The sequence below is a fragment of the Roseomonas indoligenes genome (assembly GCF_017813365.1).
Classification (GTDB): Bacteria; Pseudomonadota; Alphaproteobacteria; order Acetobacterales; family Acetobacteraceae; genus Roseomonas; species Roseomonas indoligenes.
Genome location: NZ_JAGIZA010000008.1, coordinates 50794 through 77698, shown reverse-complemented (window position 1 = coordinate 77698; position 26905 = coordinate 50794). Strand labels below are relative to the sequence as shown.

At 72.9% G+C, this 26905-nt stretch carries 23 protein-coding genes; 9 read left to right on the top strand and 14 right to left on the bottom strand.

The annotated features are described in order from the left end of the window. Positions 1-76 precede the first annotated feature (76 nt). A complete protein-coding gene (locus J5Y10_RS14395; protein WP_245214717.1) occupies positions 77-2416 on the top strand; it encodes a type IA DNA topoisomerase in 2340 nt (779 codons plus the stop codon). A 274-nt stretch (positions 2417-2690) separates the two neighbouring features. On the opposite strand, the gene J5Y10_RS14390 is transcribed toward J5Y10_RS14395, so the two are convergent. Genes J5Y10_RS14390 through J5Y10_RS14375 form a run of 4 tightly spaced genes read right to left on the bottom strand, consistent with a single transcriptional unit; the run spans position 2691 to position 7562 of the window. Further along, the gene (locus J5Y10_RS14390; RefSeq protein WP_209374720.1) at positions 2691-4760 is read right to left on the bottom strand and encodes an acetate--CoA ligase family protein; all 2070 of its coding nucleotides are present in this window, start codon (positions 4758-4760) and stop codon (positions 2691-2693) included. Further along, positions 4757-5590, bottom strand: coding sequence for an enoyl-CoA hydratase/isomerase family protein (locus tag J5Y10_RS14385; RefSeq protein ID WP_209374719.1), 834 nt, complete (start codon positions 5588-5590; stop codon positions 4757-4759). Before J5Y10_RS14385 ends, J5Y10_RS14390 begins: the two co-directional genes overlap by 4 nt. After that, the gene (locus J5Y10_RS14380; protein ID WP_209374718.1) at positions 5587-6576 is read right to left on the bottom strand and encodes a D-2-hydroxyacid dehydrogenase family protein; all 990 of its coding nucleotides are present in this window, start codon (positions 6574-6576) and stop codon (positions 5587-5589) included. The genes J5Y10_RS14385 and J5Y10_RS14380 overlap by 4 nt, the downstream gene beginning before the upstream one ends. Then, on the bottom strand, positions 6573-7562 hold the full coding sequence (locus J5Y10_RS14375; RefSeq protein WP_209374717.1) for a Bug family tripartite tricarboxylate transporter substrate binding protein: 990 nt from the start codon (positions 7560-7562) through the stop codon (positions 6573-6575). Before J5Y10_RS14375 ends, J5Y10_RS14380 begins: the two co-directional genes overlap by 4 nt. A 135-nt stretch (positions 7563-7697) precedes the next feature. On the opposite strand from J5Y10_RS14375, the gene J5Y10_RS14370 reads away from it, so the two are divergent. Beyond that, a complete protein-coding gene (locus J5Y10_RS14370; protein WP_209374716.1) occupies positions 7698-8573 on the top strand; it encodes a LysR substrate-binding domain-containing protein in 876 nt (291 codons plus the stop codon). Between the two features lie 3 nt (positions 8574-8576). Here the strand turns inward: J5Y10_RS14370 and J5Y10_RS14365 are convergent, their stop codons facing one another. Then, the gene (locus J5Y10_RS14365; protein WP_209374715.1) at positions 8577-11711 is read right to left on the bottom strand and encodes an efflux RND transporter permease subunit; all 3135 of its coding nucleotides are present in this window, start codon (positions 11709-11711) and stop codon (positions 8577-8579) included. Positions 11712-11719: 8 nt separating this feature from the next. After that, positions 11720-12889, bottom strand: coding sequence for an efflux RND transporter periplasmic adaptor subunit (locus J5Y10_RS14360; protein ID WP_209374714.1), 1170 nt, complete (start codon positions 12887-12889; stop codon positions 11720-11722). A 110-nt stretch (positions 12890-12999) separates the two neighbouring features. Between J5Y10_RS14360 and J5Y10_RS14355 the strand changes: the two genes are divergently transcribed. After that, positions 13000-13671: a TetR/AcrR family transcriptional regulator gene (locus tag J5Y10_RS14355; RefSeq protein WP_209374713.1), complete on the top strand. Its 672-nt coding sequence runs from the start codon at positions 13000-13002 to the stop codon at positions 13669-13671. A gap of 14 nt (positions 13672-13685) precedes the next feature. Here J5Y10_RS14355 and J5Y10_RS14350 read toward each other — a convergent pair whose 3' ends face one another. From J5Y10_RS14350 to J5Y10_RS14330, 6 genes are all read right to left on the bottom strand, one after another. After that, the gene (locus J5Y10_RS14350) at positions 13686-14666 is read right to left on the bottom strand and encodes a substrate-binding domain-containing protein (RefSeq protein ID WP_209374712.1); all 981 of its coding nucleotides are present in this window, start codon (positions 14664-14666) and stop codon (positions 13686-13688) included. 1 nt (position 14667) lies between these two features. Continuing rightward, positions 14668-16815: a molybdopterin cofactor-binding domain-containing protein gene (locus J5Y10_RS14345; RefSeq protein ID WP_342452921.1), complete on the bottom strand. Its 2148-nt coding sequence runs from the start codon at positions 16813-16815 to the stop codon at positions 14668-14670. Further along, entirely contained in the window at positions 16812-17303 is a 492-nt protein-coding gene (locus tag J5Y10_RS27915; RefSeq protein WP_245214716.1) for a (2Fe-2S)-binding protein, read from the bottom strand. The genes J5Y10_RS14345 and J5Y10_RS27915 overlap by 4 nt, the downstream gene beginning before the upstream one ends. Continuing rightward, positions 17303-18280 carry a tripartite tricarboxylate transporter substrate binding protein gene (locus J5Y10_RS14340; RefSeq protein WP_209374710.1) on the bottom strand — a complete coding sequence of 326 codons (978 nt, stop codon included), beginning with the start codon at positions 18278-18280 and terminating at the stop codon, positions 17303-17305. The genes J5Y10_RS27915 and J5Y10_RS14340 overlap by 1 nt, the downstream gene beginning before the upstream one ends. 25 nt (positions 18281-18305) lie before the next feature. Beyond that, a complete protein-coding gene (locus J5Y10_RS14335) occupies positions 18306-19304 on the bottom strand; it encodes a tripartite tricarboxylate transporter substrate binding protein (protein WP_209374709.1) in 999 nt (332 codons plus the stop codon). Positions 19305-19416: 112 nt separating this feature from the next. Then, positions 19417-20331: a fumarylacetoacetate hydrolase family protein gene (locus tag J5Y10_RS14330; RefSeq protein ID WP_209374708.1), complete on the bottom strand. Its 915-nt coding sequence runs from the start codon at positions 20329-20331 to the stop codon at positions 19417-19419. A gap of 94 nt (positions 20332-20425) precedes the next feature. On the opposite strand from J5Y10_RS14330, the gene J5Y10_RS14325 reads away from it, so the two are divergent. Continuing rightward, on the top strand, positions 20426-21100 hold the full coding sequence (locus J5Y10_RS14325) for a FadR/GntR family transcriptional regulator (RefSeq protein WP_209374707.1): 675 nt from the start codon (positions 20426-20428) through the stop codon (positions 21098-21100). A 195-nt stretch (positions 21101-21295) separates the two neighbouring features. Further along, positions 21296-21541, top strand: coding sequence for a hypothetical protein (locus J5Y10_RS14320; protein ID WP_209374706.1), 246 nt, complete (start codon positions 21296-21298; stop codon positions 21539-21541). Between the two features lie 73 nt (positions 21542-21614). Here J5Y10_RS14320 and J5Y10_RS14315 read toward each other — a convergent pair whose 3' ends face one another. Both J5Y10_RS14315 and J5Y10_RS14310 read right to left on the bottom strand, forming a co-directional pair. Beyond that, positions 21615-22412, bottom strand: a complete 798-nt coding sequence (locus J5Y10_RS14315) for an SDR family NAD(P)-dependent oxidoreductase (RefSeq protein ID WP_245214715.1) — start codon at positions 22410-22412, stop codon at positions 21615-21617. 12 nt (positions 22413-22424) lie between these two features. Continuing rightward, positions 22425-23462 carry a tripartite tricarboxylate transporter substrate binding protein gene (locus J5Y10_RS14310; RefSeq protein ID WP_209374702.1) on the bottom strand — a complete coding sequence of 346 codons (1038 nt, stop codon included), beginning with the start codon at positions 23460-23462 and terminating at the stop codon, positions 22425-22427. A 100-nt stretch (positions 23463-23562) separates the two neighbouring features. Between J5Y10_RS14310 and J5Y10_RS14305 the strand changes: the two genes are divergently transcribed. From J5Y10_RS14305 to J5Y10_RS14290, 4 genes are read left to right on the top strand one after another with little or no spacing between them, the layout of a single operon-like run. Then, positions 23563-24360 carry an IclR family transcriptional regulator gene (locus J5Y10_RS14305; RefSeq protein ID WP_209374700.1) on the top strand — a complete coding sequence of 266 codons (798 nt, stop codon included), beginning with the start codon at positions 23563-23565 and terminating at the stop codon, positions 24358-24360. A 23-nt stretch (positions 24361-24383) separates the two neighbouring features. Continuing rightward, positions 24384-24956, top strand: a complete 573-nt coding sequence (locus tag J5Y10_RS14300) for a carboxymuconolactone decarboxylase family protein (protein WP_209374698.1) — start codon at positions 24384-24386, stop codon at positions 24954-24956. Next, complete coding sequence (locus J5Y10_RS14295) at positions 24953-25888, top strand: SMP-30/gluconolactonase/LRE family protein (protein ID WP_209374696.1); 936 nt, start codon at positions 24953-24955, stop codon at positions 25886-25888. The genes J5Y10_RS14300 and J5Y10_RS14295 overlap by 4 nt, the downstream gene beginning before the upstream one ends. 24 nt (positions 25889-25912) lie before the next feature. Continuing rightward, a complete protein-coding gene (locus J5Y10_RS14290; RefSeq protein WP_209374694.1) occupies positions 25913-26890 on the top strand; it encodes a Bug family tripartite tricarboxylate transporter substrate binding protein in 978 nt (325 codons plus the stop codon). The last annotated feature ends 15 nt before the right edge of the window (positions 26891-26905 follow it).

Below are 26905 nucleotides of genomic sequence, written 5' to 3'. Positions count from 1 at the left end.
ACCGCCCAAAGCGACTGGAAAGGATGGGATTGGCAAGCCCGCTTCGGAACCTTTAGAGAACATCCGAAGGGCATCCATGACCGACCAGATCGTCATCACCGAGAAGACCAGCCAGGCGAAGGACGTGCGGGCCGCGGTGGGCGGCCGATACGGCGCGATCTTGCCGGCTGAGGGCCACCTGTTCGACCTGGAGGAGCCGGAGGAGGTCCTGCCGGAGTGGAAGCGTTGGACGCCGGTGCTGCTGCGGCCGGAGGGGCTCTACGCCACCAAGCCCGCCAAGGGCGGCAACAAGGCTTCCAAGCTCCAGGCCATCCGCGCCGCCCTGAAGGGTGCGAAATGCGTCTGGCTCGCCACGGACTGCGACCGGGAGGGGCAGCTCATCGGGCAGGAGATCCTGGAGCACCTGAAGTACCGCGGCCGGGTGATGCGGGTGATCTTCACGGCCCAGGACCCCCAGACCATCCGGGAGGCCTTCGCCAAGGCCAGGCCGAACGCCGAGTACGCCCGCCTCTATGCCGCCGCCGTGGCGCGGCGGCAGGCCGACCAGATCTACAACCTTTCGCTCACCCGCACCGCCACGGTCACCCTGGCCCGAGGGGCGCGCACCGTCATCGGCGTGGGGCGGGTGAAGACGCCGACGCTGGCCATCGTGTGCCGGCGGGAGCTGGAGATCCGCAACTTCGTCCCGCAGGCCTATTTCGAGGTGGTGGCCACCGCCGAGGCCGCGGCCGGCCCGTTCCGGATGCGCCACGCGCCGAAGGAAAGAATCCTGAAGCGCGAGGTCGCGGAGGCGATCGCCGCGATGGCGGAGGGCTTCGAGGGGCCGCTCTCCGTCAAGGTGGAGGAGAAGCGCCAGTCCCCGCCCCGCCTGCACGACCTGCCATCCCTCCAGAAACTCTGCGGCTCCCGCTTCGGCTGGTCCGCCGCGCGCACGCTGGAGGTGGCGCAGCAGCTCTATGACGGCGAGGGCAAGAAGGTCATCACCTATCCCCGCGCCGAAACCCGCTACCTGCCGGAGAGCGCGATCCCCGATGCGTCGCGGATCGTGGCGGGGCTGCGCGCCGGGCGCTCCTTCGCCGAAGTGCCGGTCCCCGACCCGCCGGTGATCCGCCGCGGCGCCGGCGGCGCCTTCCACGACAAGGGCCTGGCCGGAGCCAGCCACCACGCCGTGATCCCCAACGTGAACACGGTGGAGACCCTGCGCGAGGTCTGGCCGCGCCTCTCGATCGACGAGCGCAAGCTCTTCGACGTCATCGCGCGCTCCTACCTCGCGGCTGTCATGCCGGATTTCCGCTATCGCCAGACCACGGCACTGCTGGACGTGCGCGGCCACGCCTTCCGGGCCACCGGGCGCCAGCCGATCGAGATGGGCTGGCGCGCGGCCTTCCCGAACTGGCAGCCGGCCGACGAGAAGGGCGAGGATGCCGCGCTTCTCCCCACCCTGCGGGACGGGGAGGCGACCCGGCTGCACGACGCCGCGGTGGAGGACAAGGAGACCCGGCCGCCGCCGCGCTACAATGAGGGCACGCTGATCGAGGCCATGCAGAACGCCTGGCGCTTCGTGGAGGACGAGGCGCTTCAGGAGCGCCTGAAGGAGGCCAAGGGGATCGGCACGCCCGCGACGCGGGCCGAGGTCATCCGCGGCCTCAAGGCGCAGGAGTTCCTGGCCATCGACGGCAAGCACATCGTGCCCACGGAGCGCGGCCTCTCCCTCCACGCCGTGCTGGAGCGCGCCGACCCCGCGCTGGTGGACCCCGGCGTGACGGCGCAGATGGAGCGGCTGCTGGACGAGGTGCTGGTCGGCCAGCAGGAGATGACGGGCGCGATCGACGCCGTCTGCGCCCAGGCCAGCCGCATCATCGGGCGGCTGCAGGAGGGCGCGGGGCCGGTCGATCCCGCGCTGATCGGCCCGCCCCGGGGCAGCGCCCCGAAAGGCCGCGGTGGGCGGCTGCCCCCCACCCCGGCCATGAAGCGCTTCGTCGAGGGTCTGGCCCGGCAGAAGGGAATCGAGCCGCCACGTGGCTACGCCACCTCCGGCACCGTCTGCCGCGCCTTCCTCGATCAACACACCGGCAAGGCAGCCCCCGCGGAGCAGGGCGGTGCAGCGGCGGAAACCGGGGCTGAGCCCGCCCCGGCCAAGCGGCGCGCCGCGACAGAGCGTAAGAAGGCGGCGGCACCGGGCCAGGACGCGGCACGCCCCAAGCGGGCGACCAGGCGCTCGCCCGGGAAGTCGCGTCAGCCCGATGCCGCACCGCCCGCCCCTTCCACTGACGAAAGCGGGGAGGAGACGCCTCTGCGCATCCCTTTTGGGAACAAGGAAGCGGCGCTGCGGCTCGGCGCGCGCTACCGAACGGGCGGGTGGTACGCGCCCTCCGGCACCGATCTGAGCGGCTTTCGGGAGCGGGGATGGCTGTGATGGCGGGACACCGTTCTGAACTGTCCGGAGCCAGGGGGCGCTGCCCCCTGGAACCCCGCCAAGGGCCTGAGGCCCTTGGATCCCCGTCTGGCTGCCGCCGCACCGGCCTGACACGGGGTTTCTGCCGTGATGGGTCCTGTTCTGCCCTTACAGTCGCCTCGGGTCACTGAACCGAGGCGCACCGTCCGGCGGGTGAACCCAAAGCCTAGATAAAGATGATGGTGAGGGGTCCGGGGAGAGGAAGAATTCCTTCTTCTCTCCCCGGGACAGACCATCAGCGCAGCACCACAAGCCCGTCCACCGCCCGCGCGCCCTGCCCTTCCGGGAGCACGAAGATCGGGTTGATCTCCGCCTCCAGCAGGCGTTCCCCGGCCGCGCCGGCCATGGCGGCGAAGGCCATCACGGCATCGACCAACGCGGGGATGTCGGCCGGCGCGGCGCCGCGATAGCCGCGCAGGAGGGCGGCGGCCTTCAGTTCCCCGACCATCGCCTCCGCATCGGCGCGGGCGATCGGCAGCAGGCGCAGGGCGGTGTCCTGGAACAGTTCCGCCGCGACGCCGCCGGAGCCGAGCAGGATCACCGGGCCGAGCTGCGGGTCCCGGTGGAAGCCGAGGATCATCTCCACCCCACCGCGCACGCGCTCCTGCACCAGGAAGCCCTCCGGCGCCGGGGCGCCGGCCGCGCGGAGGCGTTCCAGCATGGTGGCGCAGGCGGCGGGGATTTCCTCCGCCGTGAGGCCGACCTTCACGCCGCCGAGGTCGCTTTTGTGGGCGATGGCGCGGGAGAGGATTTTCAGCACCACCTCGCCGCCCAGGGTGCGCGCCACGGCCTCGGCGCCCGCGGCGTCGGGGGCGGCGTGCTCCCGCGTCACCGGCACGCCGAAGCGGGCGAAGATGGCCTTGCTCTCGGCCTCGTTCAGGTTGCCGGAGGGGAGGCCGGCCAGCACGGACGCGTCCTCGGCCGGCGCGGCCACGGGGGGCGGGGTCTCGCGCCGGCGCAGCGCCCGCAGGACGGAGGCGCTGCTCTCCGGCGTCGCGAAGGCGGGGATGCCCTTTCCGTTCAGCAGCCGCACGAGGTGCGGCGCGTGGGGGCTGACATAGGCCAGGATCGGCTTCCCGCTGCGCGCCTGGCAATCGAGGATGGCGCCGGCGACGATGTCGGGCGTGGCGAGTGCGGAGGAGCCGATCACCACCATCACGGCGTCGTAGGAAGGGCTGTCCAGCAGCGCGTCGATGGCGCCGCGGAACAGGTCCGGCCGCAGCCCGGCCAGGGTCACGTCCACGGGGTTGCGCCCGATCGCCGCCGGATCCTCCTTCAGCAGCGCGGCGAGACGGTTCGTGGTCGCCTCGTCCGGCACCGGCACCTCGATGCCGGCTAGGCCGCAATTGTCGGCCAGCAGCGTGCCGGCACCGCCCGTGGAGGTGAGGATGGCAACGCGCCCGCCTTCCATGCGGCGCCCCGCCACCAGCGCAGCGGGAATGTCCAGCAGATCGGTGAAGCTCTCCGCCCGGATCACGCCGTACTGGCGGAACAGCGCGTCATAGACCCGGTCCGCGCCGGCCAGCGCGCCGGTGTGGGAGGTGGCGGCGCGGGCGCCGGAATCGGAGCGGCCGACCTTGTAGACGACGATCGGCTTGTTCAGCTCCGCCGCGCGGCGGGCGGCGCGCTTGAAGGCCTCCGGGCGGCGCAGCCCTTCCATGTACACGGCGATCACGTCCGTCGCCTCGTCCTCGACGAGGTGCTCGATCATGTCGCTGCTGTCGATGTCGGCCTCGTTCCCCGTGGAGACGAGCTTGGCGAAGCCGATGCCGCGGTCCGCGGCGCGGGAGAGGAGGGAGCCGAGGATGCCGCCGCTCTGCGACACCACGGAGATGCGCCCGGCGGGCAGCGCGCCCACCTCCAGCGCGCCCGTCGCGGAGAGCATCATCCCGTCCGTCAGGTTGACGAGGCCGATGGTGTTGGGGCCGAGCAGGCGCATCCCGCCCGCCGCCTCCTTCAGCGCGGCCTGGCGGCGCGCGCCCTCCTCGTTCGCCTCGCCGTAGCCGCTCGCCAGGACGATGGCGGCCTGACAGCCCTTGGCGGCAAGGTCGCGCACGGCCGCCTCCGCGCGGTCCGGCCCCAGCAGCACGATGGCCGCATCCGGCGCGCCGGGAAGGGAGGCGATGTCGGGGTAGCAGCGCAGCCCCGCGATGCTCTCCGCGCGCGGGTTCACCGGCCAGATCTCACCATTGAAGCCGTATTTCTGGAGATAGCCGACGGGGCGGCCGGTCATCTTGCTCGCATCGGCGGAGGCGCCGACGATCGCGACGCTGCGGGGCCGCAGCAGGGCACCGATGGCGCTCACGGCGCCTCCCCCCTCTCCTTGGCGGCGCGGCGCTGGGCCACGCCCTCCAGGAAGGCGGCCACCGAGTCCTGGTGCTCGCGCGAGCTGTAGCAGATGGCCTGCGCCTGGCTGCCCATGGAGAAAACCTGCTCGACCGAGAGCTCGAAGGTCTGGTCGAGGATCGTCTTGCTCAGCGCCAGGGCGGCGGGCGCCCCCTTGCCGAGTTCGGCGGCCCAGGTCCGGGCATCCTCGACGAGGGTGCCGGCCGTGGTGACGCGGTCGATCATGCCGAGGCGGAGCGCCTCCTCCGGCTCCACCGTGCGGCCGGTGAAGATCAGCTCTTTCGCCTTCGGCAGCCCCACGCGGCGCGGCAGGAAGTACATGCCGCCGCCATCGGGGATCAGCCCGCGCAGGATGTAGGTCATGGCAAAGCGCGCCTCCTCGGAGGCGATGATGAAGTCGCAGCACAGCGCCACGTCGCAGCCCAGCCCGGTGGCGGCGCCGTTCACCGCGGCGATGGTGGGCTTCGGCAGGGCGTGCAGCATGGAGATGGCGTGGTGCGTGCGCTGCTGCCGGCGCCAGCCGTTCAGCGCCACGTCGCCCGGCGGCACGGAGAGGCGCGCCTGCATCGACTTCACGTCCCCGCCGGCGCAGAAGCCCTTCCCGGCACCGGTGATCACCAGCGCCTTAATGGAATCCGTGCGTGCCACGTGGTCCAGCGCGGCCATCAGGTCGGCGCGCATGGCATCGTCAATCGCGTTGCGCGCCTTCGGGCGGTTCAGCGTCAGCGTGGCGACGGGACCGTCCGCCTCCAGCAGGATGGCGTCGGATTCGGGGTTGGCGGGGGTCATGCGTCGGCTCCTCGCGGTTGGCGTGCGGCGTCGTTGAGGGGGCGCGGCAGGGGGGCGCCGCGGTTCCAGGCGTGCAGGCAGTCCACAGCGCCCTCGAAGTAGAGGCGGAAGTTCTGCCGGGTGACGTAGCCGAGATGCGGCGTCAGGATCGTGTTCGGCGCGCGCCGGATCGGGTCGTCCGGCGTCATGGGCTCCGGCTCGTGCGTGTCGATCGCGGCGCCGCCGAGATGGCCGCTCTCCAGCGCCGCGATCAGCGCGCCCTGGTCCACCAGCGGCCCGCGCGCAGTGTTCACCAGCAGCGCGCCGCGCGGCATGGCGCCGATCTCCGCCGCGCCCACGATGCCGCGGGTGGAGGGGCCGAGGCCGAGATGCAGGGACACGATGTCGGAGCGCCCGAAGAGCCCGGCCTTGTCCACGAGTTCCGCCCCGGCCTCCCGCGCCGTCGCCTCGGTCATGTTCGGGCTCCAGGCCAGCAGGCGCATGCCGAAGGCGCGGCCGATGGCGGCCACCCCCGCGCCGATGCGGCCGAGCCCGGCGATGCCCAGCGTCGCACCCTCCAGCCCAAGCCCGGCACCGCGCTGCCAGCCGCCGGCGCGCAGGAGGGCCTCCTGCGCCGGGATCATGCGGGCGAGCGCCAGGATCAGGCCCCAGGTGAGCTCCACCGTGGGCGAGCCGCGGGAATCCGTGCCGCAGACGGCGATGTCCTGCGCCTCGCAGGCCGCCATGTCCAGCACGCGGTTCCGCATGCCGGCGGTGACGACGAGGCGCAGCGCCGGCAGTCGCTCGATGAGGGAGGCGGTGAGCGCGGTGCGCTCGCGGATCAGGATCAGCGCATCGGCATCGGCCAGGCGCCGCGCCAGCTCCTCCTCCGGCGGGTGGTCGTGGAGGAACTCGACGGGGAGGCCGCCCCAATCCGCCGAATCCCGCGCGGCATCCCCGAAATCGTCGAGGACGACGATCCGGCGCAAGGGTGCGGGCGCGCTCATTCCGCGCGGATGTTCGCGCGGGTGACCACGTCCTGCCAGCGCGCCTTCTCCTCGGCGATCAGGCGGGCGAAATCGGCGGGCGCGGCGCTGGCCTCGATATCCACGCCCTCCTCGGACATGCGCTGCTTCGTCGCGGCATCCGCCAGGGTGGCGTTCAGCGCGCCGTGCAGCGCGGCGATGCGGTCCTCCGGCGTGCCGGAGGGGACCAGCAGGCCGTACCAGGTGGAGGAGATGACGCCGGGGAAGCCGGCCTCCACCGTGGTCGGCACGTCGGGCAGGATCTCCAGCCGGCGCGGGGCCGCCACCGCCAAGGCGCGCAGCCCGCCGGAGGCGATGTGCGGCCGCAGCGGGGCGGCGGCATTGGTGATGATGTCCACCCGTCCCGCCAGCACGTCCGTGATGGCCGGTCCCGTGCCGCGATAGGGGATGTGCTCCATCGGCGTCTCGAAGGTGAGGGAGAGCAGCGCGCCGAGCGTGTGCCCGGTGGTGCCCACGCCCGGGCTGGCATAGGAGAGCGGCGGCTTGGAGCGGCGGGCGAGGTCGCGCAGCTCCGCCAGGCTCCGCGCCTCCACCTTCGGATTCACGGTGATGACGTTCGGCGCGCTGCCGACGAAGCCTACCGGCGCGAAGTCCCGGATGATGTCGTAGGGCACGCGCGGCTGCACGAGGCTGCTAATGAGGAAGCTGCCGCTGCCGCCGAGCAGGATCGTCAGCCCATCCTTCGGCGCCTGCGCCACCACCTCGTTCCCGAGGATGCCGCCAGCGCCGCCCCGGTTCTCCACCACGATGTTCTGGCCGAGGCGCGCGCCCATGCCGTCCGAGAGGACGCGGCCGACGATGTCGTTGCTGCCCCCGGCCGAGAAGGGGATGATCAGGCGGAGCGGGCGGTCCGGGAAGCGGGGCGCCTGGGCCAGGGCCGGGCGGGCGAGCGGGGTGAGGGCCGCGAGCGCGGGCACGAGCCGCAGGGCGGCACGGCGGTTCATCATGGCCAGGGATCCTCCAGGGTGTCCGTCTCCCCGTTCTTCGCGGGGCCTCGTCGGGGAACATGGTCCTGCCCTGCGCGTGGGCTGAGAAGTCCTAGAATTCCTTGCCCCACCCCAACGCCGGGTTATGCTGGGACGATGCGCCAAACTCCTCCCCTGGAGAGCCTCTGGGCCTTTCACGTCGTGGCGGAGACCGGCAGCCTCACGGCCGCCGCGGCGGTGCTGGGCGTCACCCAGCCGGCGGTCAGCAAGCGGCTGCGGGATCTGGAAGCCCTGCTCGGCTGCGCCCTGGTCCGGCGCGGCGCGAATGCGCTAGGCCTGACGGAGCGGGGGCGGCGTTTTGCCGCCGAGCTCGGCGATGGCTTCGCGCAGATCCAGGCCGCAACGGAACGGCTGGGCTCGGACGCCGTGCCGCTACGGATCCGCGCCTACACCACCTGGGCGCTGCGCTGGCTCATCCCGCGCCTGGCAGGCTTCCGGCAGAGCCATCCCGGCTTCGACGTAGAGGTCAGCACCTCCACCGCCGCGGTGGACCTCGCGCGGGAGGGCGTGGACGCGGCGGTCAGCACGGCGCCCTGCGACGCGCCGCCCTCGCCATCCTCCCGGCGGCTGCAGCCCGTGGCGGTGGCGCCCTTCGCCACCCCGTCCCTCGCCCGTTCCTGGCGGTCCGAGCGGCGGGAGCAGCAGTTGCTGGGCAGCAAGGTCAGGCAGAGCGACTGGCCGATGTGGCTGCGGGAGAACCGGATCCGCTGGGAGGCCAAGCCCCTGCTCTTCGAGAGCACGACCCTGGCGATCCAGGCCGCGCTGGAGGAGCTGGGCGTGGTGATCTGCGCGCCGGGCTACGTGCGCGCCGAACTCGCGGCCGGGCAGCTCGTCGCCCTGCCCGGCCGGGTGCTGAGAACGGGGGACTGCTACTGGCTGACCCTGCCCGGCGGGCGTATCGACGCGGCGCTGCAGACCTTCGCCGACTGGCTGGTGGAGCAGGCCGCCGCGGAGGAGGCGCTGACGGCTTAACCCCTACCCCGGCAGGTGCAGGGGCTCGCGCCGTGCCCCGGCCGGCGCGCGGAGCCGGCCGAGCAGGGCGCCGAGATCGTCCAGCACCGCGTAGACCACGGGCACGACGACGAGGCTGAGCAGCGTCGAGGTGACCAGGCCGCCGATCACCACCAGCGCCATCGGCGCGCGGAACTCGGAATCCGCGCCGACGCCGAGGGCGATATGGGCCATGCCCGCCGCCATCGCGATCGTCGTCATCACGATCGGCCGGGCGCGCTTGCGCGCCGCCTCAACCAGGGCCGTGTTGCGGGGCATGCCGGCGCGCCGCGCCTCGATCACGTACTCGACGAGAAGGATGGAGTTCTTCGCGACGATCCCCATCAGCATCAGCACCCCGATCACCGCGGAAATGCCGAGCGCCTTCTGCGCCAGCAGCAGCGCCATCAGCGCGCCGCCGAGCGAGAGCGGCAGCGAGGACATGATCGTCATCGGCTGCAGCACGCCGCCGAAGAGCAGGATCAGCACGACATAGACAAGGCCGATCCCGGTCAGCAGCGCGACGACGAAGCTGCCGAACAGCTCCTGCATCACCTCCGCGTCGCCCGTCGCGCGCTCCCGCACCCCGGCGGGCAGGTTGCGCATGATCGGCAGCGCCGCCACGAGCTTCGTCGCGTCGCCCAGCGCTAGGCCGTTCAGCTCCGCCTCCACGGTGGCCTTCCGCACGCGGTCCAGCCGCTCGATCTGGGCCGGGCCGGCGCCGTGGCGGATTTCCGCCACCGCGTTCAGGGGGATGGCGAGGCCGGCGCGGCCCTCCACGCGCAGGGAACGGAGCGCGGTGAGGTCGCCGCGCGCGGGCTCGTCCAGCATGACGCGGATGGGGATCTGCCGGTCCGGCAGGTTGAAGCGGGCGAGGTTCTGGTCCACGTCGCCCGTCGTCGCGATCCGCGCCGTCGTCGCGATGGCGGCGGGGGAGACACCGAGCTCCGCCGCGCGCGCCTCGTCCGGCACGATCTGCAGCTCCGGCCGCGAGAGGGAGGCGGTGGAGCGGGCGCTGGAGAGCTGGGGGATGCCCCGCACCTGCCGCTCCAGGTCGCGCACCGCGCTTTCCAGCGCCGCGGCATCGTCGGAGACGAGGGTGACCTGCAGCTTCGCGCCGCTCTGCCCATCCGCGCCGAAGCGGAAGCGCGCGCCGGGGATCCGCTCCAGCGCGGGGCGCAGTTCCGCCTCGATCCTCTGCTGGGACAGGGCCCGCTGCCCGCGCGGCACGAGGGTGACGATGAAGCTCGCCAGGCGCGGCTCGCCCTCCCGCGTGCTGCTGCCGAGCGCCGGGCCGCCGCCGGCGCTGCGGGTGCCGAGCGAGGTGAAGACGGAAGCCACCTCCGGCCGCGCCCGCAGGACCCGCGCCGCCTCGGCCGCCGCCGCCTCCGTGTCCGCCAGGGTGGCGCCGGGCGCGAGTTCCATCGCCAGGGAGGCGCGGCCGCGATCGGCGGCGGGCACGAAATCCTGCGGGATCAGCGGAACGAGGGCGACAGAGAGGGCGAAGAAGCCCGTCGCGCCGGCGAGCGTGGTCCAGCGGTGCCGCAGGCACCAGCCGAGGAGCGAGAGGTAGCGCCGCCCCACCGCGCCGTCCCCGACCTCCTCGGACCCGGCATGGGGTTTCGGCTTCAGGAGGTAGGCCCCGAGCAGCGGCGTCAGCATCCGCGCGACGACGAGGGAGAAGAACACGGCAGTCGCCACGGTCAGCCCGAATTGCCGGAAGAACTGGCCGGGGATGCCGGGCATGAAGGCCACGGGCACGAAGACCGCCAGGATCGTCGCCGTGGTCGCCACCACCGCCAGCCCGATCTCGGCCGAGGCGTCCAGCGCCGCCCGCATGGCGCTGCCGTCCCGCCGCGCGCGGAGGTGGCGGACGATGTTCTCGATCTCCACGATCGCGTCGTCCACCAGCACGCCGACGACGAGGGTCAGCCCGAGCAGGGTGATGTTGTTGATGGAGAAGCCGAGCAGCTTCATCGCGAGGAAGGTCGGGATCAGCGAGAGCGGCATGGCGAGGGAGGCGATGGCCGTCGCCCGCCAGTCCCGCAGAAAGGCCCAGACGACGAGCACGGCGAGGCCGGCGCCGAACAGCAGCGCCTCGATCGCGCCGTGATAGCCGGCGAGGACGAAGCCCACGGTATCCGCGACCTTCACGATGCTGAGGCCGGGATTCGCGGCCACCAGCGCCGCGACCCGCGCGGCGACACCCTCCGCCACCCGAACCTCGGAGGAGCCGCGGGTCCGCAGCACCTCGAAGGCGACCACGGGGCGGCCGTCCAGCCGCGCGGCGCTGCGGACCTCGGCCGTGGCGTCCGTGACCTCGGCGATGTCGCCCAGCCGCGCGGTGCGGCCGCCCGGCAGGATGATCGGCCGCTCACGCAGCGCCGCGACGCTGGGGGCGGAGCCGAGGGTGCGGATGGCCTGCTCCCCCTCCCCCACATTGCCCCGCCCGCCGGGCAAGTTGACGTTGAGGGCGCGCAGCTGCTCGTTCACCTGGCCGGCGGTGAGGCCGAGCGCGACCAGCCGGTCCGGGCGCAGCGCCACGCGCACCTCCCGCGTTACGCCGCCCACCCGGTTCACCTCGGCCACGCCGGGAACGGAGAGCAGGGCCTTCGCCACCGTGTCCTCCACGAACCAGGACAGCTCCTCCTCCCCCATGCGGGGGGAGGCAACGGTGTAGGTGAGGATGGCACCGCCCGTGGCCTCCACCCGGGTGATCACGGGGTCGCGGATGGCGGCGGGCAGGTCGGCGCGAATCTGCGCCACCTTGTCCCGCACGTCGTTCGTCGCGCGGTCCACGTTGGTGCCGACGGCGAACTCGATGGCGGTGGTGGAGGCGCCGTCCACCACGGTGGAGGTGATGTGCTTCACGTCGCCGAGGCCGGCGAGCGCGTCCTCCACCCGCCGCGTCACCTGCGTCTCCAGCTCGGAGGGTGCTGCGCCGGGCTGGGCGACGGTGACGACCACCGCGGGCAGGTCCAGGTCCGGCGTGTTGTTGATCCGCAGCGTGGGGAAGGCGAGCAGCCCCGCCAGGGCCAGCACGGCGAAGAGCACCAGCGTGGCCACCGGGTTCCGGATGGACCAGGCCGAGAGGTTCCGGTGTTCGGTGGGGGGCTGCATGGGCTCGCTCACTGGACCGCCACCCGCACACGGTCGCCGTCGCTGAGGAAGCCGGCGCCGGTGGCGACGACGCGCTCGCCCTCCGCGAGGCCGGAGGTGACCTCGACCACCCCCTCCCCCCGGCGGCCGGTGGTGATCGGGCGCAGGGCCACGCGGTCATCCGACACCACCAGCACGGCGGGGCGGCCCTCCCGGAACAGCAGGGCGGATTGCGGCACGGTCAGGCCCTGGGCCTCCCCGGGCTGGATCTCGGCGCGCGCGAACATGCCCGGGCGCAGGCCGGAATCGGCGGGCAGCGCGACATGGACGATGCCGAGCCGCGTCTCGGCCAGCACGGTCGGCGCCACGGCGCGCACCGTGCCGGTGACGACCCGGTCGCCATGGGTGACGCGGACGGGCTGGCCGGGCCGTACGGCGGCGAGCTCCAGTTCCGGCACGCGCGCGTCCAGCTCGATCCGGCCGTCGCGGATCAGGCGCAGCATCTCCTGCCCCGCCGAGGTGACATTGCCCGGCAACGCACTGCGGCGGGAGACGATGCCGTCCGTTGGCGCGAGGATCCGGGCCTGGGCAAGCCGGGCCGCCACCTCCCCCTGCCGCGCGACGGCAGAGGCGACCCGGGCCTCGGCCTGCAGCGCTGCCGCCTCGCGCAGCTCCAGCGTCTGGCGCGGGGCGTTGCCGCTGCGGGACAGGTCGGCGGCGCGGGCCAAGTCCTGGCGGGCATTGCGGAGAGCCGCCTGCGCCTCTGTCACCGCCGCCTCCGCCTGGCCGAGGACGGCGCGGAGAAGGGTCTCGTCCATGCGGATCAGGGGCTGGCCGGCGCGGACGGCATCCCCCTCATCCACGGCGACCTCCACCACGCGCAGGCCGCCGGCCTCGGCGCCGATCACCAGTTCCTGCCAGGGGACGACGGAGCCGTCGCCCACGACCGAGCGGGCCAGGGCGCGGGGGGTGGCGGCGGCCACGGCCACGGTCAGGGCGGGCGGGGGCTCGACGGGGACCGTGGCCACGGCCGGCGCGGGCCGGTGCAGCCCCGCCGCGATCTCGCCGCGCATCAGGACAGCACCGCCGACCGCCAGCAGAGCCAGAGCCCCGAGAACCCACCGGCCGCGGCGCGCCGGGGCGCGCCCGAGCATGGCGGGGGCGGCCGTCTCCGGATTTATGAGATTATGGTCAGGCATGACGAAGGGGCGCCCCGGGGCCTTGCTTACCGACCGAATGGTCAATAACTGAGGTGATATAGTCTTGTTGACGGTCCGGTCAATTGCCGGCCGTCCCGAGGAGGCGGATCTTGCACGACGAAGCTGCGGAAAAGGCGGAGACGGCCAGGGCCGCGGCGCCGCGCCGGCGCCTCACCCCGGCGGAGCGCCTGCCGCAGATCCTGGAAGCGGCGCTGGAGGAGTTCTCGGAGAGCGGCTACGGCGGAGCGAGCATGGCCGGGGCAGCGGCCCGGGCGGGTGTCGCCAAGGGCCTGATCTACCATTACTTCCCGGGCAAGGCGGAGCTGTTCACCGCCGTCGTCCGCTCCTGCATCCAGCCGGTCTTCACGGAGGCGGAGAAGCTGGTGGCGGCCCATGCCGGGTCCAATGCCGACCTGCTGCGGCAGCTGATCGGCCTGGCCTACCGGCGGGTCGGCGAGGACCTGCGGGACGGCGTGCTGTTCAAGCTGCTCCTCGCCGAAGCGGACCGCTTTCCCGAACTGGCGGATTTCTACCAGCGGGAGGTGCTCTCGCGCGGCCTCGCCCTCGTCGCCGGGGTGGTGCGCGCGGGCATCGCCGCCGGGGAGTTCCGGCCGGACGCCGCGGACCAGCCCGGGCTGGCGGCGGTGCTGATGGCGCCGGTCGCCATGTCCTCGGTCTGGCGCGGCATGCTCGGGCCGGACCGCGCGCCCTCCCCGGAAGCGATGTGCGAGGCGCAGGTGGCCCTTGTCCTGAACGGGCTGGCGCGGCCGGCGCCGGGCTGAGCGGTCTCCCGCGGTCAGAGCACGCTGGGGTGGAACAGCTCCTCCGGCGCGATCTCCTGGGCCGCCAGCCCGTCCGCCACGGCGAAGCGGATCATGGCGGCGATCTCGTCCCGGTTGCGGGCGAAGCCGTAGGGCCAGGGATCGCCGCCCATGAAGTCGATCTGCTTCTGCGCCTCCGCGGCGATCCAGGGCAGGGAGGCGCGCAGCACGTTCACCATGGTCAGGTCCGCCACCGCCATGGCGCGCGCCTTCGCGAAGGCGCGGAACAGCTCCTGCGGCAGCCAGGGATGCGCCGCCGCCAGTTCCTTGCGCAGCGCCACGCAGTGCATGATCGGGAAGAAGCCCGTGGCGCGGTAGTACGCCTCCTCCTCCGTGCGGAAATCCGGGTAGAGGCGGTCCACCGGCGCGCTGCGGTTCAGGAAACAGGAGGGCGGGCGCGGCCCCACCACCGCGTCCAGTTCGCCCGCGGCTAGCAGCCCGTTCAGCGTCTCCGTCGCGCCGATAGCCTGCACATCCATCCCGGGCGGCAGGCTCAGCTTCACCCGCTCGCCCAGCCCCGTCTCCTCCATGCCACCCGTGCGCCAAGCGATGCCCCGCGTGTCCAGGCCGTAGTATTCCCGCAGCGCCCCGCGCACCCAGAGCGCCGCCGTCTGCTGGTACTCCGGCAGGCCGATCCGCTTGCCCGCCAGGTCCTTCGCCGTGCGGATGCCGCGATCCGTCCGCACGTAGATCGCCGCGTGCCGGAAGGAGCGGGAGGGGAAGACGGGGATGCCGATATAGGGCGCGTCGCCCCGCGCCGTGGTGACGATGTGGCTGCCCATGGAGAGCTCCGTCACGTCGAAGGCGCGGTCGCGGAGCGCGCGGCGGAAGATGTCCTCCGGCTCCCCCGGCAGCACGGTGAGGGAGACGCCCTCCACCTCCACCCGCCCGTCGATGATGGGGCGCGTCCGGTCGGAGCTGGAGCAGGCGAGGGTGAGGCGGAGCTTCTCGGGCAAGTTACTGTTCCATCGCGGAGGCAAGGTTGTCGGGCGTGAAGGGCATGGCGCGCGGGCGGATGCCGAGGGCGGCATGGATGCCGCCCGCGACCGCGGCGATCGTCGGCCCGAGCGAGGGCTCGCCCGCGCCCAGCGGCCTGGCGTCGGGCGGGCCGATCAGCCGCACCTCCACCGCCGGCACCTCGGAGAAGCGCAGGATCGGGTAGTCCTCCCAGCGGGTGCTGGTGACGTTCGCCCGGTCGAAGCGAACCGCCTCCTTCAGTGCAATGGAGACGGCCTGCACCGCCCCGCCCTCCAGCTGGTTCGCCACCCCGTCGGGGTTGATCGCCTCCCCCACATCGGCGGCGATCCAGAGGCGGCGGCAGCGCACCACCTCGGCCGCCTCCACCTCCGCGGCCACGGCGCACCAGGCGCCGGTGCCCTTGTAGCGCGCCACGGCGATGCCTGTGCCGAGGCCTTCCCCGGCCGAGGCGCGCGGCCAGCCGCACATGGCGGCGGCCTCCCGCAGCACGGCGGCGGCGCGCGGGTCGTCCTCCAGGTGGCGCAGGCGGAAGGCCACGGGATCCTGCCCGCTCCTCTGCGCCAGCTCGTCAATGGTGGATTCGATGGCCCAGACGTTCAGCAGCGCGCCCAGTCCGCGCAGGGCGGAGGAGCGCAAGGGCATCTCCAGCAGCCGGTGCATCGTCACCTCCAGGGACGGCACGGCGTAGCCCGGCACGGCGTTGCGCTGCCCGCCGCCGCCGGCCGCGATCGGCGCGTCGATCGCCACGGGCCAGGGCTGCGGCGGATCGAGATAGGGCGCGGCGAGCAGGGTGGGCTGCTTCGCCCGCCCGGGGCGGGAGGAATGGCCGTTGCCGCGCAGCACCGTTCGCCAGCGGCAGAGCATGCCGTCGGCGTCCACCGCGGCCTCGATCTCCGCGAAGGCGGCGGGGGAGAGCGGGCCCCAGCCCAACTCCTCCTCCCGGCTCCACAGCGCGCGCACGGGCCGGCCGGGACTGGCACGGGCGACGAGGGCGGCATCCAGCGCCACGTCGTCCGCGCCGTTATGGCCGTAGCAGCCCGCGCCCTCCATGTGGCGCACGGTGATGGAGTCCGGCGGCAGGCCGAGCACGAGCGCAAGGTCGGCGCGCAGATTGTAGACGCCCTGGCTGTGGGTCCAGACCTCCAGCGCGCCGCCCGCCCAGCGCGCGACGGCGCAGGACGTGCCGATGGAGGCGTGGGCCACGAAGGGGCGCTGGAAGCGTGCGTGGACGGCCTGCGCGGGTGGCGGCGCCGGATCATCGCGCCGCGCCACCTCGCTCGCCTGGGCGGGGGTGGCGGCCAGCCAACCGGCCAGGGCGCTCTCCTCAGGCAGGCTCTCCCGCACCGCCCACTCCGCGCGGGCGGCCACCCGCGCGGCGGCCGCCTCGGCCGCCCATTCCTCCCCGGCGACCACGGCCAGGAAGGACCCATCCCGCACGGGCGCGGCATCGCCGGGCAGCGGCCCGTCCCGCAGGCCGAGCAGCCGCGCCGCCCGCGCCGGGGGCCGCACGGTGCGGGCGTGCAGCATCCCCGGCAGGCGCAGGTCGTGCAGGTAGCGGGGCGCGCCGAAAACCTTATCCGGCAGGTCCAGCCGCGGCAGGGGCTGGCCGGCGATGCGGCGGCTGGCGGCGGGCTTCGGCGCCACGTCGCCGCGCGCCTCCACCTCCAGCAGCGCGTCCTCCGCCTGCGCCCAGTAGGAGCCGATCTCCGTCCCATCCGGCCCCAGGAAGGTGCCATCCTCCACGCGGATCGAGTCGAGCGGCACGCCGCTGCGCCCGGCGGCGAGGCCGAGATGAATCGCCCGTGCCTCGGCACTCGCCTGACGAATGGCCGCCCCGCTCTCCTGGACCGAAAGGCTGCCGGAGGTCACGCCCTCGTCCGGGCTGGTTCCCGTCACCGCTGGCATCACGCGCAGCCGGGCGGGCGACACGTCCAGCTCCTCCGCCGCGATCTGCGCCAGCGCCGTCAGGATGCCCTGCCCGATCTCCACCTTGCCGGGCGTCAGCGTCACCGTGCGGTCCGCCGAGAAGCGCAGCCAGCGCGACAGACGCGGCTCCGCCCGCAGGCTGCCCGGCAGGTCCGGCGCGTTGCCGGTGGTGCCCATGGCGAAGGTATAGGCGAGGTTCACGCCGCCACCTCCGCCCCCGATCCCAACCGGGCGGCGCGCAGCACGGCGCGGATGATCCGGTTCTGCGCGCCGCAGCGGCAGAGATGCGGCTCCAGCGCCGCCCGCACCGCCGCCTCGTCCGGGTCCGGGTTCCGCCGCAGCAGCGCCGCCGCGCTCACCAGGATGCCGGAGAGGCACCAGCCGCACTGCCCGGCCTGCTCCGCCAGGAAGGCCGCCTGCAGGGGGTGCGGCGCCTCCGGCGTGCCCAGCCCCTCCACCGTGCCCACGGCGCGCCCCGCTGCGGCCTCCACGGGCATGGCGCAGGACGGGCGGGCCTCGCCGTCCAGCGTCACCATGCAGCTCCCACAGGCCTCCTGCCCGCAGCCGAAGCGCGGGCCGCTCAGCCCCAGCGGGCCGCGCAGCGTCTGCAGCAGGGTCATCCCCATGCCGCTGTCCTCTGGCGCCTCCACCTCCACGGCGGCGCCGTTCAGGGTGAAAGCGACATGCATCAGTTCACCTCGATCTTCGCCATCCGGATGTATTGCCGTTGGGTGTCCACGTCCTTCCGCAGGAAGGCGTCGAAACCGGCGACGGACATCGGCATGGGCTGCGCGCCCTGCTTCGCCATGGCCGCCCGCGTCGCCGGCTTCGCCAGCCATTCGTTCACCGCGGTGTTCAGCTTCTCGATGATCGGCCTGGGCATCTGCACCGGCGCCATGAGGCCGAGCCAGATGGAGGCCTCGTAGCCCGGCAGGCCGGACTCGCTCACCGTGGGCAGGTTCGGCAGCAGCGGGTCGCGCTCCAGCCCCGTCGTGGCCAGCGCCTTCGCCCGCCCGCCGGAGACATGCGGCTCCATGGTGGGGATGGCGTCGAACATCATCGGCACCTGCCCGGCGATGAGAGCCGTGCGCGCCTCGCCGGAGGAACGGAAGGGAATGTGCTGGATCTCGATCCCCGCCATGGCGCGGAACACCTCGCCCGCGATGTGATAGGGCGTGCCGGGGCCGGAGGAGGCGTAGTCGATCGTGCCGGGATTGGCCTTTGCCTTCGCGATCAGCTCCGCCACGCTGTTCACGCCGAGCGAGGGGTGCACGGCCAGCACGTGATGCGCCACGTTCACCGCCGCCGCCGCGGCCAGGTCCCGCATCAGCACGTAGGGGCGGTTGGCGATGAGCGTCTCGTTCGCCGTGTGCGTGTTGGACATCATCAGGATGGTGTAGCCATCCGGCGCCGACTTCGCGACGAGGTCCGTGCCGATCACCGCGCCCGCGCCGGGCCGGTTCTCCACCACGAAGGGCTGGCCGAGGCCCTGGCTCAGCGCCTCCGCCACGTTGCGCGCGGCGATGTCGGCGGAGCCGCCGGCCCCGAAGGGCACGACGATCCGCACGGCGCGGGCCGGCCACGCCGCCTCCTGCGCGATCGCGGGCGCGGCGAGCGCGCCGGCGGCGAGGGCACCGAGCCCGCGCCGCGTGATGCGATGGTCCATCCTTCCGTCCTCCCTTCGGCGGCCGTTAATCGACCTTGCCGATGCGCTGCACCGCGCGGACCAGCCGCGCGCTGTCCTCGTTGAAGAAATTCACGAAGGCCGGCCCGTCGAGATAGGCGATGGGGCTGCCCGCCGTGTCCAGCGCGCGCTTCAGCGCCTCATCCGTCTCGCAGACCTGGAGCGAGGCCTGGCGCAGACGCTCCTGGATCTCGGAGGGCGTGGCCACCGGCAGGAACAGCCCGGTCCAGATATAGAACTCCACGTCCGCGTAGCCGAGCTCCTTGAATGTCGGCACGTCCTCGAAGCCCGGGATCCGCTGGCTGCCCCAGTTCGCCAGCGCCCGCAGCTTGCCCTCCTTCACATGCACCGAGGCCGGGCCGGGGCCGGAGGCCAGCGAGTCCAGCGTGCCGGAGAGCAGCGCCGTCAGCGCCGGCCCGCCGCCCTGGAAGGGGACGTGCAGCAGGTCGAGATTCGCAGCCCCCGTCAGCATCGCCATGGCGACGTGCAGGGTGGAGTAGTTGCCGGCCGAGCCGTAGGTGATGACGCCCGGCCGCCGCTTCGCATCCGCCACGAAGTCGGCCAGCGTCTTCCAGGGTGAGCCTGCCGGCACCAGCAGCACGGTCGGGTCCGCCGTAAAGCGGGCGATCGGCGCGAATTGTTCCACGGTATAGGCGGGGGTGCGGCCCTGGAGCCGCTCGCTCTCCGGCAGCATGGCGTGGGAGGAGAGCGCCATCAGCGCCGTGTAGCCGTCCGGCGCGGCGCGCGCGACGCTCGCCGTGCCGACGATGCCGCCGGCGCCCGGCCGGTTCACCACCGGCATCGCCTGGCGGAACACCCGCTCCAGCGCGGCGGAGACGGGCCGCGCCGTGACATCGGCCTGCCCGCCCGGCGGGAAGGGCACCACCACCTGGATCGGCCGCGTGGGCCAGGATGCCCCCTGGGTTCCTCCCTGGGCCAGCGCCGCCCCCGCGGGCAGCGCGCCCGCGGCACCGAGGGCCGCCAAAAGCTCACGACGAAGCAGCAAGCCAGCCTCCCGCGGGTGCCCGGCACCCGCCTTCCTGAACCACGGGGCGAGGCGGCGTTCTGCCGTCTTCTCCCCCTCATTTCCTCTCGCGGCGCGCAGCGGGCGCGCCGTGTCAGGCGGCGCCGTGCAGCGCCGCCGGATCAACCTTGCGCAGCGTGTTGCGGATGCTGCCGATCCCCTCGATCGCGCACTCCACCACGTCGCCGTCCCGCAGGAAGCGCGGCGGCTTGAAGCCGATGCCCACGCCCTCCGGCGTGCCGGTGGCGATGATGTCGCCCGGCAGCAGCGCCATGCTGAGGGAGATGGTCTCGATCAGCGTGGGAATGTCGAAGATCAGGTCGGCAGTGCTGGCATCCTGCCGCTTCTCGCCGTTCACCATGCAGGTCACGCGCATGGTGCCCGCGTCCAGCTCGTCGGCCGTCACCAGGAAGGGCCCCATGGGGCAGAAGCCGTCGATGCCCTTTCCGAGCAGCCACTGCTTGTGCACCCCCTGCAGGTCGCGGGCGGTGACATCATTCACCAGCGTGTAGCCGAAGACATGCGCCATGGCCTGCGCCTTCGGGATGCAGCGCCCGCCGCGGCCGATCACCACGGCCAGTTCCGCCTCGTAGTCCACCTCCGCGTCCAGCCCGGGCACCATGGGGATGTCGTCCCAGGGGCCGGAGATGGAAGTGAAGGGCTTGGTGAAGATGATCGGCGCCTTCGGGATGGCGTCCGCCGCAGAGGTGGAGGAGGAATCGTAGCCGCTGCCCGCGAATTCCTTCGCATGGGCGTGGTAGTTCTTGCCGACGCAGAAGATGTTGCGCGGCGGCTGCGGCACGGGGGCCAGCAGCATCGCCGGGTCCAGCGCCTCGCCCTCGCCCGTCGGCTCCGGCATCGTGGCGCCGCCGGACAGCGCGGCGATCAGCGCCGTCATCTCGCCGGGCAGGTCCGGCGCCAGGGTCTCGATCGGCCAGAAGCGCCGGCCGGCCGCATCCACCCGCACCAGCCTTGCCCCACCGCCCGTCTTCAGCCTCGCCAGCTTCATGCGACCCGTCCTATACCAATTCTACTTTTCACTGAACCAATAAGGTCGTATGGTTCGCTTATTGGTTGCTCCGGTCAAGGCCTTCGTCGCGAGAATGGATCAAGCCTCTTTCGATTCCGTTGCGGGAGCCGAGGCGCTTCGGGCCGCCCTGGAGCGTGACCTCAACGCCGGCCGCTGGGCGCCCGGCGAGAAGCTGCCGACGGAGCGGGAGTTGGGCGCGCGCCACGGCATGGCCCGCAACACCGTGCGCCGCGCCCTGGACGCGCTGGAGGCGCAGGGTCTGATCCACCGGCATGTGGGCCGCGGCACCTTCCGCTCCGCCCCCTCGGCGCCGGTGGCGGAGGAGGTGCCGCTCAGCCCCTCGGACGTGGTGGAGTGCCGGCTGATGCTGGAGCCGGAGACCATCTCGCTGGCCGTCGCGCGCGCCACCCCCGCCGACATCGCCCGCATGGAAGCGTGCCTGCGCGGCACCGACGCGGCGAAGGACCTGCCGGATTTCGAGCACTGGGATGCGGCCCTGCACGATGCCTTTGCTCTCGGCACCCATAACGGCGCGGTCATCGCCATGTCCCGCTCCCTCGCGCGGGTGCGGGAGCGGACGGACTGGGGCCAGCTGAAGGCGCGCGGGCAGACGGGGGACCGGCGCGCGGTGCTGCAGGCCCAGCACCACGCCATGGTGGCGGCCGTGCGGGCGCGGGACCGCGCGGAGGCCCGGCGCGTGATGCGCGAGCACATCCTGTTCATCCAGGGCTACATGTTCGGGGATTAGCGCGCGCTTCGGTCCGCCAGGCCGGCGCTGGCGGCGGCCGGGAGGCGTGGCAGCGCGCCTTGCAGGTGGCGCCCGCTGCTGCGCCGCAACAAGCAATCCGGCCTGCCGCCCTCACGCAGACGAGACAAGGCACGGGATGACTCCGCGGGTCAGAGAGCCCTAAGCTTCCCGCCAAGAACGAACGAGGAGGCGAGCATGGCCCAAGAGATCCGGGACTATCCGACGAACGAGAGCGACTACCTGCCGCACGTGATCGCCCGCTGCGTCGAGAAGGCCAACCGCTACGGCATTCCCCACCGCTTCCGCCTGAACGGCGCCGAGGTCGTCGTCCGCCCCGGCAAGACAGCGGAGGAGGTGAACGAGGAAGTGCAGCGGCAGTGGCAGGCGGCGCGGGCACTTCCCTCCATGCCGCAGGGCGAGAGCGCCTCGGCGATGTTCTAGCGCCGCCGCACAGGGCGCGTGCCCATCGACCCGCCGCGATGGCGGGCCGGAACGGGTTGCGCGCCCCTGCCCTTCAGCCCCGCTTCTCCAGCAGCCCGCCATCCACGGGCAGGATCACGCCCGTGATGTAGCCGGCCTCGTCGGAGGCCAGGAAGACCGCGGCGTTGGCCACGTCCCAGGCCGTGCCCATGCGCCCCATCGGCACCAGCGCCTCCCGCTCCGCCCGGACCACCTCGCGCGGCACGCCGCGTTCCTGCGCGCGCCGCTCGATCGCCATGGGCGTGTCGATCAGCCCGGGCAGGATCACGTTGGCGCGGATGCCGTGTCGCGCATTCTCCATCGCGATGTGCTGGGTCAGCGCGTTCACCCCCGCCTTGCTCGTCTTGTAGGTCACGGTCGGCCGCGCGGAGAGCGAGGAGGTGGAGGAGATGTTGACGATGCAGCCCGCCTTCTGCGCGACCATCTGCGGCAGGACGTGCTTGCAGGTCATGAACATGCCCTTGAGGTTCATGCCCATGATGGCGTCCCACATCTCCGCGTCCATCTCGGCCGTCTTCCGGTCGCCCCTGGAACGGCCGACATTGTTGTGCAGCACGTCGATGCGGCCGTAGCGCTCCACGCAGATCCGGGCGATCGCGGCACAGTCCTCCTCCCGCGTGATGTCGGCGCGGAGCGTCGAGGCGGGGCGGCCGTGCCGCTCCACGGCGGCGCGGGTGGCCTCCGCCCATTCCTCGTTGATGTCCACCAGCAGAAGCGTCGCGCCCTCCTCCGCGAAGCGCTCCGCCACCGCGCGGCCGTTCCCCACCGTCTCGCCGGGCTGCTGCCCCGCGCCGACGATGATCGCGACCTTGCCTTCAAGCCTTCCGGCCATGCTCATTTTCCTTCAGTCCGAGGTGATGCGGCCGTCGGTGACCACGCGGCGCCAGCGGGCCTCCTCGGCGCGCATGAAGCGGGTCATCTCCTCCGGGCTGTTCACGGCCACGGTCAGGCCCTCGCCTTCCAGGCGGGAGCGGTAGGAGGGCGCCTGCGTCACCTTCCGCATCGCCTCGTTCACCCGCGCCAGGATCGGGGCGGGCGTGCCGCCGGGCGCGAAGACGGCGTACCAGACCTCCGCCTCGTAGCCCGGCAGGGTTTCGGCCACGGTCGGCACGCCCTCATAGGCCGGGGTGCGCTGCGGCGAGGTCACGGCCACGGCGCGCATCTGGCCGCCCTTCACGAAGGAGGCCACGCCGCCCGCCGTGCCGAACACCATGTCCAGCCGCCCGCCCAGCAGGTCCGTGTACGCCGGCCCCGCGCCGCGGTAGGGCACATGGGTGATGTCCACCCCGGCCGTGAGCTTCAGCAGTTCCGCCGCCAGATGCACCGCCGAGCCGTTGCCGGAGGAGCCGTAGGTCAGCTCGCCCGGCTTCGCCTTCGCCGCGCGGATGATGTCGGCCATGCTGCGGTAGGGGCTGTCGGGGCGCACCACCACCACGTTCGGGCCGTGGCAGATGAGGCCGACCTCCGAGAAGCCCTTCTCCGTGTCGTAGGGCAGGCTCTTCACGAGGGAGGCATTGATGGCGAGGGCGGAGGTGGTGAGGAGCAGCGTGTAGCCGTCCGGCGGCGCCTTCGATGCCAGGTCGGAGCCGAGCACCGTGCCACCGCCCGCGCGGTTGTCGATCACCACCGCCTGGCCGAGCTCGGTCGAGAGCAACTGGGCCAGTTCACGTCCCACCACGTCCGTGCCGCCGCCGGCGGTGAAGGGCACGATCACCCGGATCGGGCGGGCGGGGTAGGTTTCCGCGCCCAGGGCCGGAACGGCGCCCAGGGAGACCAGGAGCCCGGCCCCGGCGCCGAGGCGCAGCAAGTCCCGCCGCCCCGCAGGCAGCCCGACATGGGGCATCGTTCCGGCGGCCCGGCCGCCGCGTCGTTCGGAATCCATGGCGCATCCTCCCGCCTTCGTCTTGGCGAGAGGCTTGGCACCGACTTCCATCCTGCGCAAGCTACTTCCACTGGATGAAAGGTGTGGCTAGGCTGTGACCATGGCAAAGCAGCCCCGACGCAACCCGCCTGCCGCGGACCAGCCGGCCGAAGACCGGCCGGGATCCCCCGGCGCCTCGCTCCGCGCCGTGCCGCCCGCCGCCCCCGTCGGCGCCCTGCCGGCGGAAGGGGTGCGCGCCGTGGACCGCGCCCTGGTGCTGCTGCGCGCCTTCCGGGAGGAGGACGGGCCGCTGGGCCTGACGGAACTCTCCCGCCGCGCCGGGCTGAACATGACCACGGCGCTGCGCCTGCTCGGCACACTGGAGGGGCACGGCTTCGTCAAGCGCCTGCCCGCCGGCGGCTATCTTCTCGGCCCCACCCTGCTGCTCCTCGGCGACGTGTTCCGCCGCTCCCTCCGCCTGGAGCACCACGTCATGCCCGCGCTGGAGCGGCTGCGCGCCGAGAGCCGGGAGAGCGCGGCCTTCTTCGTGCGGGAGGGCGACCAGCGCCGCTGCGTCTTCCGTCTGGATTCCCCACAGCTCGTCCGCGACGTCGCCCATGTCGGGGAGGCGCAGCCGCTGGGCCGCGGCGCCCATGGCCGCTCCCTCATCGCGCTGGAGAGTGGCGACCGCCTGCCGGTGGTCAGCCGGGGGGAGCGCCTGCCGGTGATCGCCGCCATCGCCTGCCCCGTGCTGGACGCGGAGGGGCGGGTCGCCGGCTCCATCGGCATCTCCGTGCCGCTCTACCGCTTCACGGCGGAGACGGAGGCGCTCTGCACGCCGCTGGTGCTGCGCGAAGCGATGGCGATGACGCGCGACCTGGGCGGCGACCCGGCGCCGCTGGAACGCGCCGCGCGCTGAGCGCGGCAGGAGGGAGAGGAAACATGGCACGGATCGAGTTGACGCCCGAGGCGGAGCGCACGCCGGAGGAGCAGGAGGTCTGCCAGGAGGCTGTCTCCGGCATTCGCGGCCGCGTCCCTGCCCCGATGATCGCCTGGCTGAAGAATCCGGAACTGGCGCGCCGCGGCCAGCGCCTGGGCGAGCTGCTGCGCTACCAGACCACGCTGGAGCCGCGCCTGTCGGAGCTGGCCATCCTGGTCGTCGGGCGGCACTGGACGGCCCATTACGAGTGGACCGTGCACAAGCGCGAGGGACTGAAGGCCGGGATGGACCCGGAGGTGGTCGCCGCCATCGCGGAGCGCCGCGTGCCGATGCTGCGGGACGCGCGGGAGAGAGCGATCTACGACGTCTCCACCACCCTGATGGCGACGCGCCGCGTCCCGGACGACCTCTACCGTCGCGGGGTGGAAGCTCTCGGCGAGCGCGGCATGGTCGAGCTCGTCGCCCTGCTCGGCTACTACACCCTCGTCGCCATGACGCTGAACGTCTTCGAGATCGGCCTGCCCGATGCCTTCGCGCCGGAACTCGGGGCGGAGCCGGGGGATCCCGTGCCGTGACGGGCTGGGAGCCGAGCCTGCGCTACCCCGATCCCGCCATCCGCGCGCTGGACCACAGCTTCGAGCGGTATCACCTGGCGCTGGCCGGCGTGGAGCGCCTCCACACCGGCCTCCGCTGGGCCGAGGGGCCGGTTTGGTTCGGCGCCTGGCGCAGCCTGCTGTTCAGCGACGTGCCGAGTGACCGCATCCTCTGCTGGAGCGAGGCGACGGGCGCGGTCTCGACCTTCCGCGGCCCTTCCAACAATGCCAACGGCAACACCCGGGACCGCGAGGGACGGCTGGTCACCTGCGAGCACGGCGGCCGCCGCGTGACGCGCACGGAGCATGACGGCGCGATCACCGTCCTTCTCGATTCCTTCGACGGCAAGCGGTTGAACTCGCCGAACGACGTGGTGGTGAAGTCGGACGGCTCCATCTGGTTCACCGACCCGCCCTTCGGCATCGTCGGCTACTACCAGGGCGAGAAGGCGGAGCAGGAATTGCCGTCTTGCATCTACCGGATCGACGGCGCCACCGGCCGTGCAAAGGTGGTGGCGGACGACGTGAACGGCCCCAACGGCCTCGCCTTCTCACCGGACGAGAGCAAGCTCTACGTCATCGAATCCCGGGCCCGCCCGCGCAACATCCGCGTCTTCGACGTGGCGGGCGATGCCCTGCGCAACGGCCGCGTGCTGGTGGATGCGGGAACCGGCACGCCGGACGGCTTCCGCGTGGACCTGGACGGCAATCTCTGGTGCGGCTGGGGCATGGACCCGGACCAGGACGGGGTGCGCGTGTTCAACCCCGCCGGCGAACCGATCGGCCATATCCACCTGCCCGAGCGCTGCGCCAACCTCGCCTTCGGCGGGCGGCACCGGAACCGGCTGTTCATGGCCGCCAGCCACTCCCTCTATGCGCTCTACGTCAACACCCAGGGAACGCCCGGCGGCTAGCCGAACGGTCCAGGAGAAGACAGGATGACCACCCGCCGCCAGCTCGCCGGCCTGATCGCCGCCGCGGCACTGCCCCTCGCCCGCCCGGCGCTCGCGCAATCCGCGCGCATAGCCGAAGGGCCCATCCGCCTTGTCGTGCCCTTCCCGCCGGGCGGGCCGAACGACCTCGTCGCCCGCGTCCTCGGCCAGAAGCTCGGTGCGATCCTCGAGCGCAACGTGGTGGTGGAGAACCGCTCCGGCGCCGGCGGCGTGATCGGCACGGACAACGTGGTGAAGGCGGCGCCTGATGGCCGCAGCCTCTGCCTCACCAGCGCGGGCGCCATCGCCATCTCCCCCGTGCTCGGCGCCCCCATGCCCTTCGACGTCGCGAAGGACGTGGCCCCCATCACCCTCGTCGCGCTGATGCCGGAACTCCTGGCCGTGCCCCCCTCACTCCCCGTGAACAGCGTGGCGGAGCTGGTGGACTACGCGAAGAAGAACCCGGGGAAGGTGAACTACGGCTCCTCCGGCATCGGCTCCATGCCCCACCTGGCCGGGGAAGCCTTCCGCGCCGCCGCCGGGATCGACATCACCCACGTCCCCTATCGCGGCGCCGCGCCTGCCGTCACGGATCTCATCGCCGGCCAGGTGCAGATGATGTTCGCGGACATGCCGGCCATGATGTCCCAGGTGCAGGGCAACGCGCTGCGCCCCATCGCCCTCGCCAGCGGCGAGCGCTCCCCCCTCCTGCCGCAGACGCCCACCATGGCCGAGGCCGGCGTGCCGGTCGTCGCGGACAATTGGTACGGCCTCGTCGCCTCGTCGAAGGTGCCCGCCCCGATCCAGGCCCTGCTGCAGGAGGCCGCCGCGCGCGCCCTGCGCGACCCGGATCTGGTGAAGGCTTACGCCGAGCAGGGCGCCCGCCCCGTGGGCGGCAGCCAGGCGGAGTTCCGCGACTTCATCGTCAAGGAAAGCGCCCGCTGGGGCGAGGTCGGCCGCCGCGCGAACATCCGGATGGACTGAGGCGGAACGCCTCCC

Excerpts from the sequence above, each read along its gene's own strand:
- J5Y10_RS14395 (WP_245214717.1), top strand. The coding sequence starts at position 77 with ATGACCGACCAGATCGTCATCACCGAGAAGACCAGCCAGGCGAAGGAC.
- J5Y10_RS14385 (WP_209374719.1), bottom strand. The coding sequence starts at position 5,590 with ATGACCCCCGCCAACCCCGAATCCGACGCCATCCTGCTGGAGGCGGAC.
- J5Y10_RS14380 (WP_209374718.1), bottom strand. The coding sequence starts at position 6,576 with ATGAGCGCGCCCGCACCCTTGCGCCGGATCGTCGTCCTCGACGATTTC.
- J5Y10_RS14375 (WP_209374717.1), bottom strand. The coding sequence starts at position 7,562 with ATGATGAACCGCCGTGCCGCCCTGCGGCTCGTGCCCGCGCTCGCGGCC.
- J5Y10_RS14370 (WP_209374716.1), top strand. The coding sequence starts at position 7,698 with ATGCGCCAAACTCCTCCCCTGGAGAGCCTCTGGGCCTTTCACGTCGTG.
- J5Y10_RS14365 (WP_209374715.1), bottom strand. The coding sequence starts at position 11,711 with ATGCAGCCCCCCACCGAACACCGGAACCTCTCGGCCTGGTCCATCCGG.
- J5Y10_RS14360 (WP_209374714.1), bottom strand. The coding sequence starts at position 12,889 with ATGCCTGACCATAATCTCATAAATCCGGAGACGGCCGCCCCCGCCATG.
- J5Y10_RS27915 (WP_245214716.1), bottom strand. The coding sequence starts at position 17,303 with ATGCATGTCGCTTTCACCCTGAACGGCGCCGCCGTGGAGGTGGAGGCG.
- J5Y10_RS14340 (WP_209374710.1), bottom strand. The coding sequence starts at position 18,280 with ATGGACCATCGCATCACGCGGCGCGGGCTCGGTGCCCTCGCCGCCGGC.
- J5Y10_RS14330 (WP_209374708.1), bottom strand. The coding sequence starts at position 20,331 with ATGAAGCTGGCGAGGCTGAAGACGGGCGGTGGGGCAAGGCTGGTGCGG.
- J5Y10_RS14325 (WP_209374707.1), top strand. The coding sequence starts at position 20,426 with ATGGATCAAGCCTCTTTCGATTCCGTTGCGGGAGCCGAGGCGCTTCGG.
- J5Y10_RS14320 (WP_209374706.1), top strand. The coding sequence starts at position 21,296 with ATGGCCCAAGAGATCCGGGACTATCCGACGAACGAGAGCGACTACCTG.
- J5Y10_RS14315 (WP_245214715.1), bottom strand. The coding sequence starts at position 22,412 with ATGGCCGGAAGGCTTGAAGGCAAGGTCGCGATCATCGTCGGCGCGGGG.
- J5Y10_RS14310 (WP_209374702.1), bottom strand. The coding sequence starts at position 23,462 with ATGGATTCCGAACGACGCGGCGGCCGGGCCGCCGGAACGATGCCCCAT.
- J5Y10_RS14305 (WP_209374700.1), top strand. The coding sequence starts at position 23,563 with ATGGCAAAGCAGCCCCGACGCAACCCGCCTGCCGCGGACCAGCCGGCC.
- J5Y10_RS14300 (WP_209374698.1), top strand. The coding sequence starts at position 24,384 with ATGGCACGGATCGAGTTGACGCCCGAGGCGGAGCGCACGCCGGAGGAG.
- J5Y10_RS14290 (WP_209374694.1), top strand. The coding sequence starts at position 25,913 with ATGACCACCCGCCGCCAGCTCGCCGGCCTGATCGCCGCCGCGGCACTG.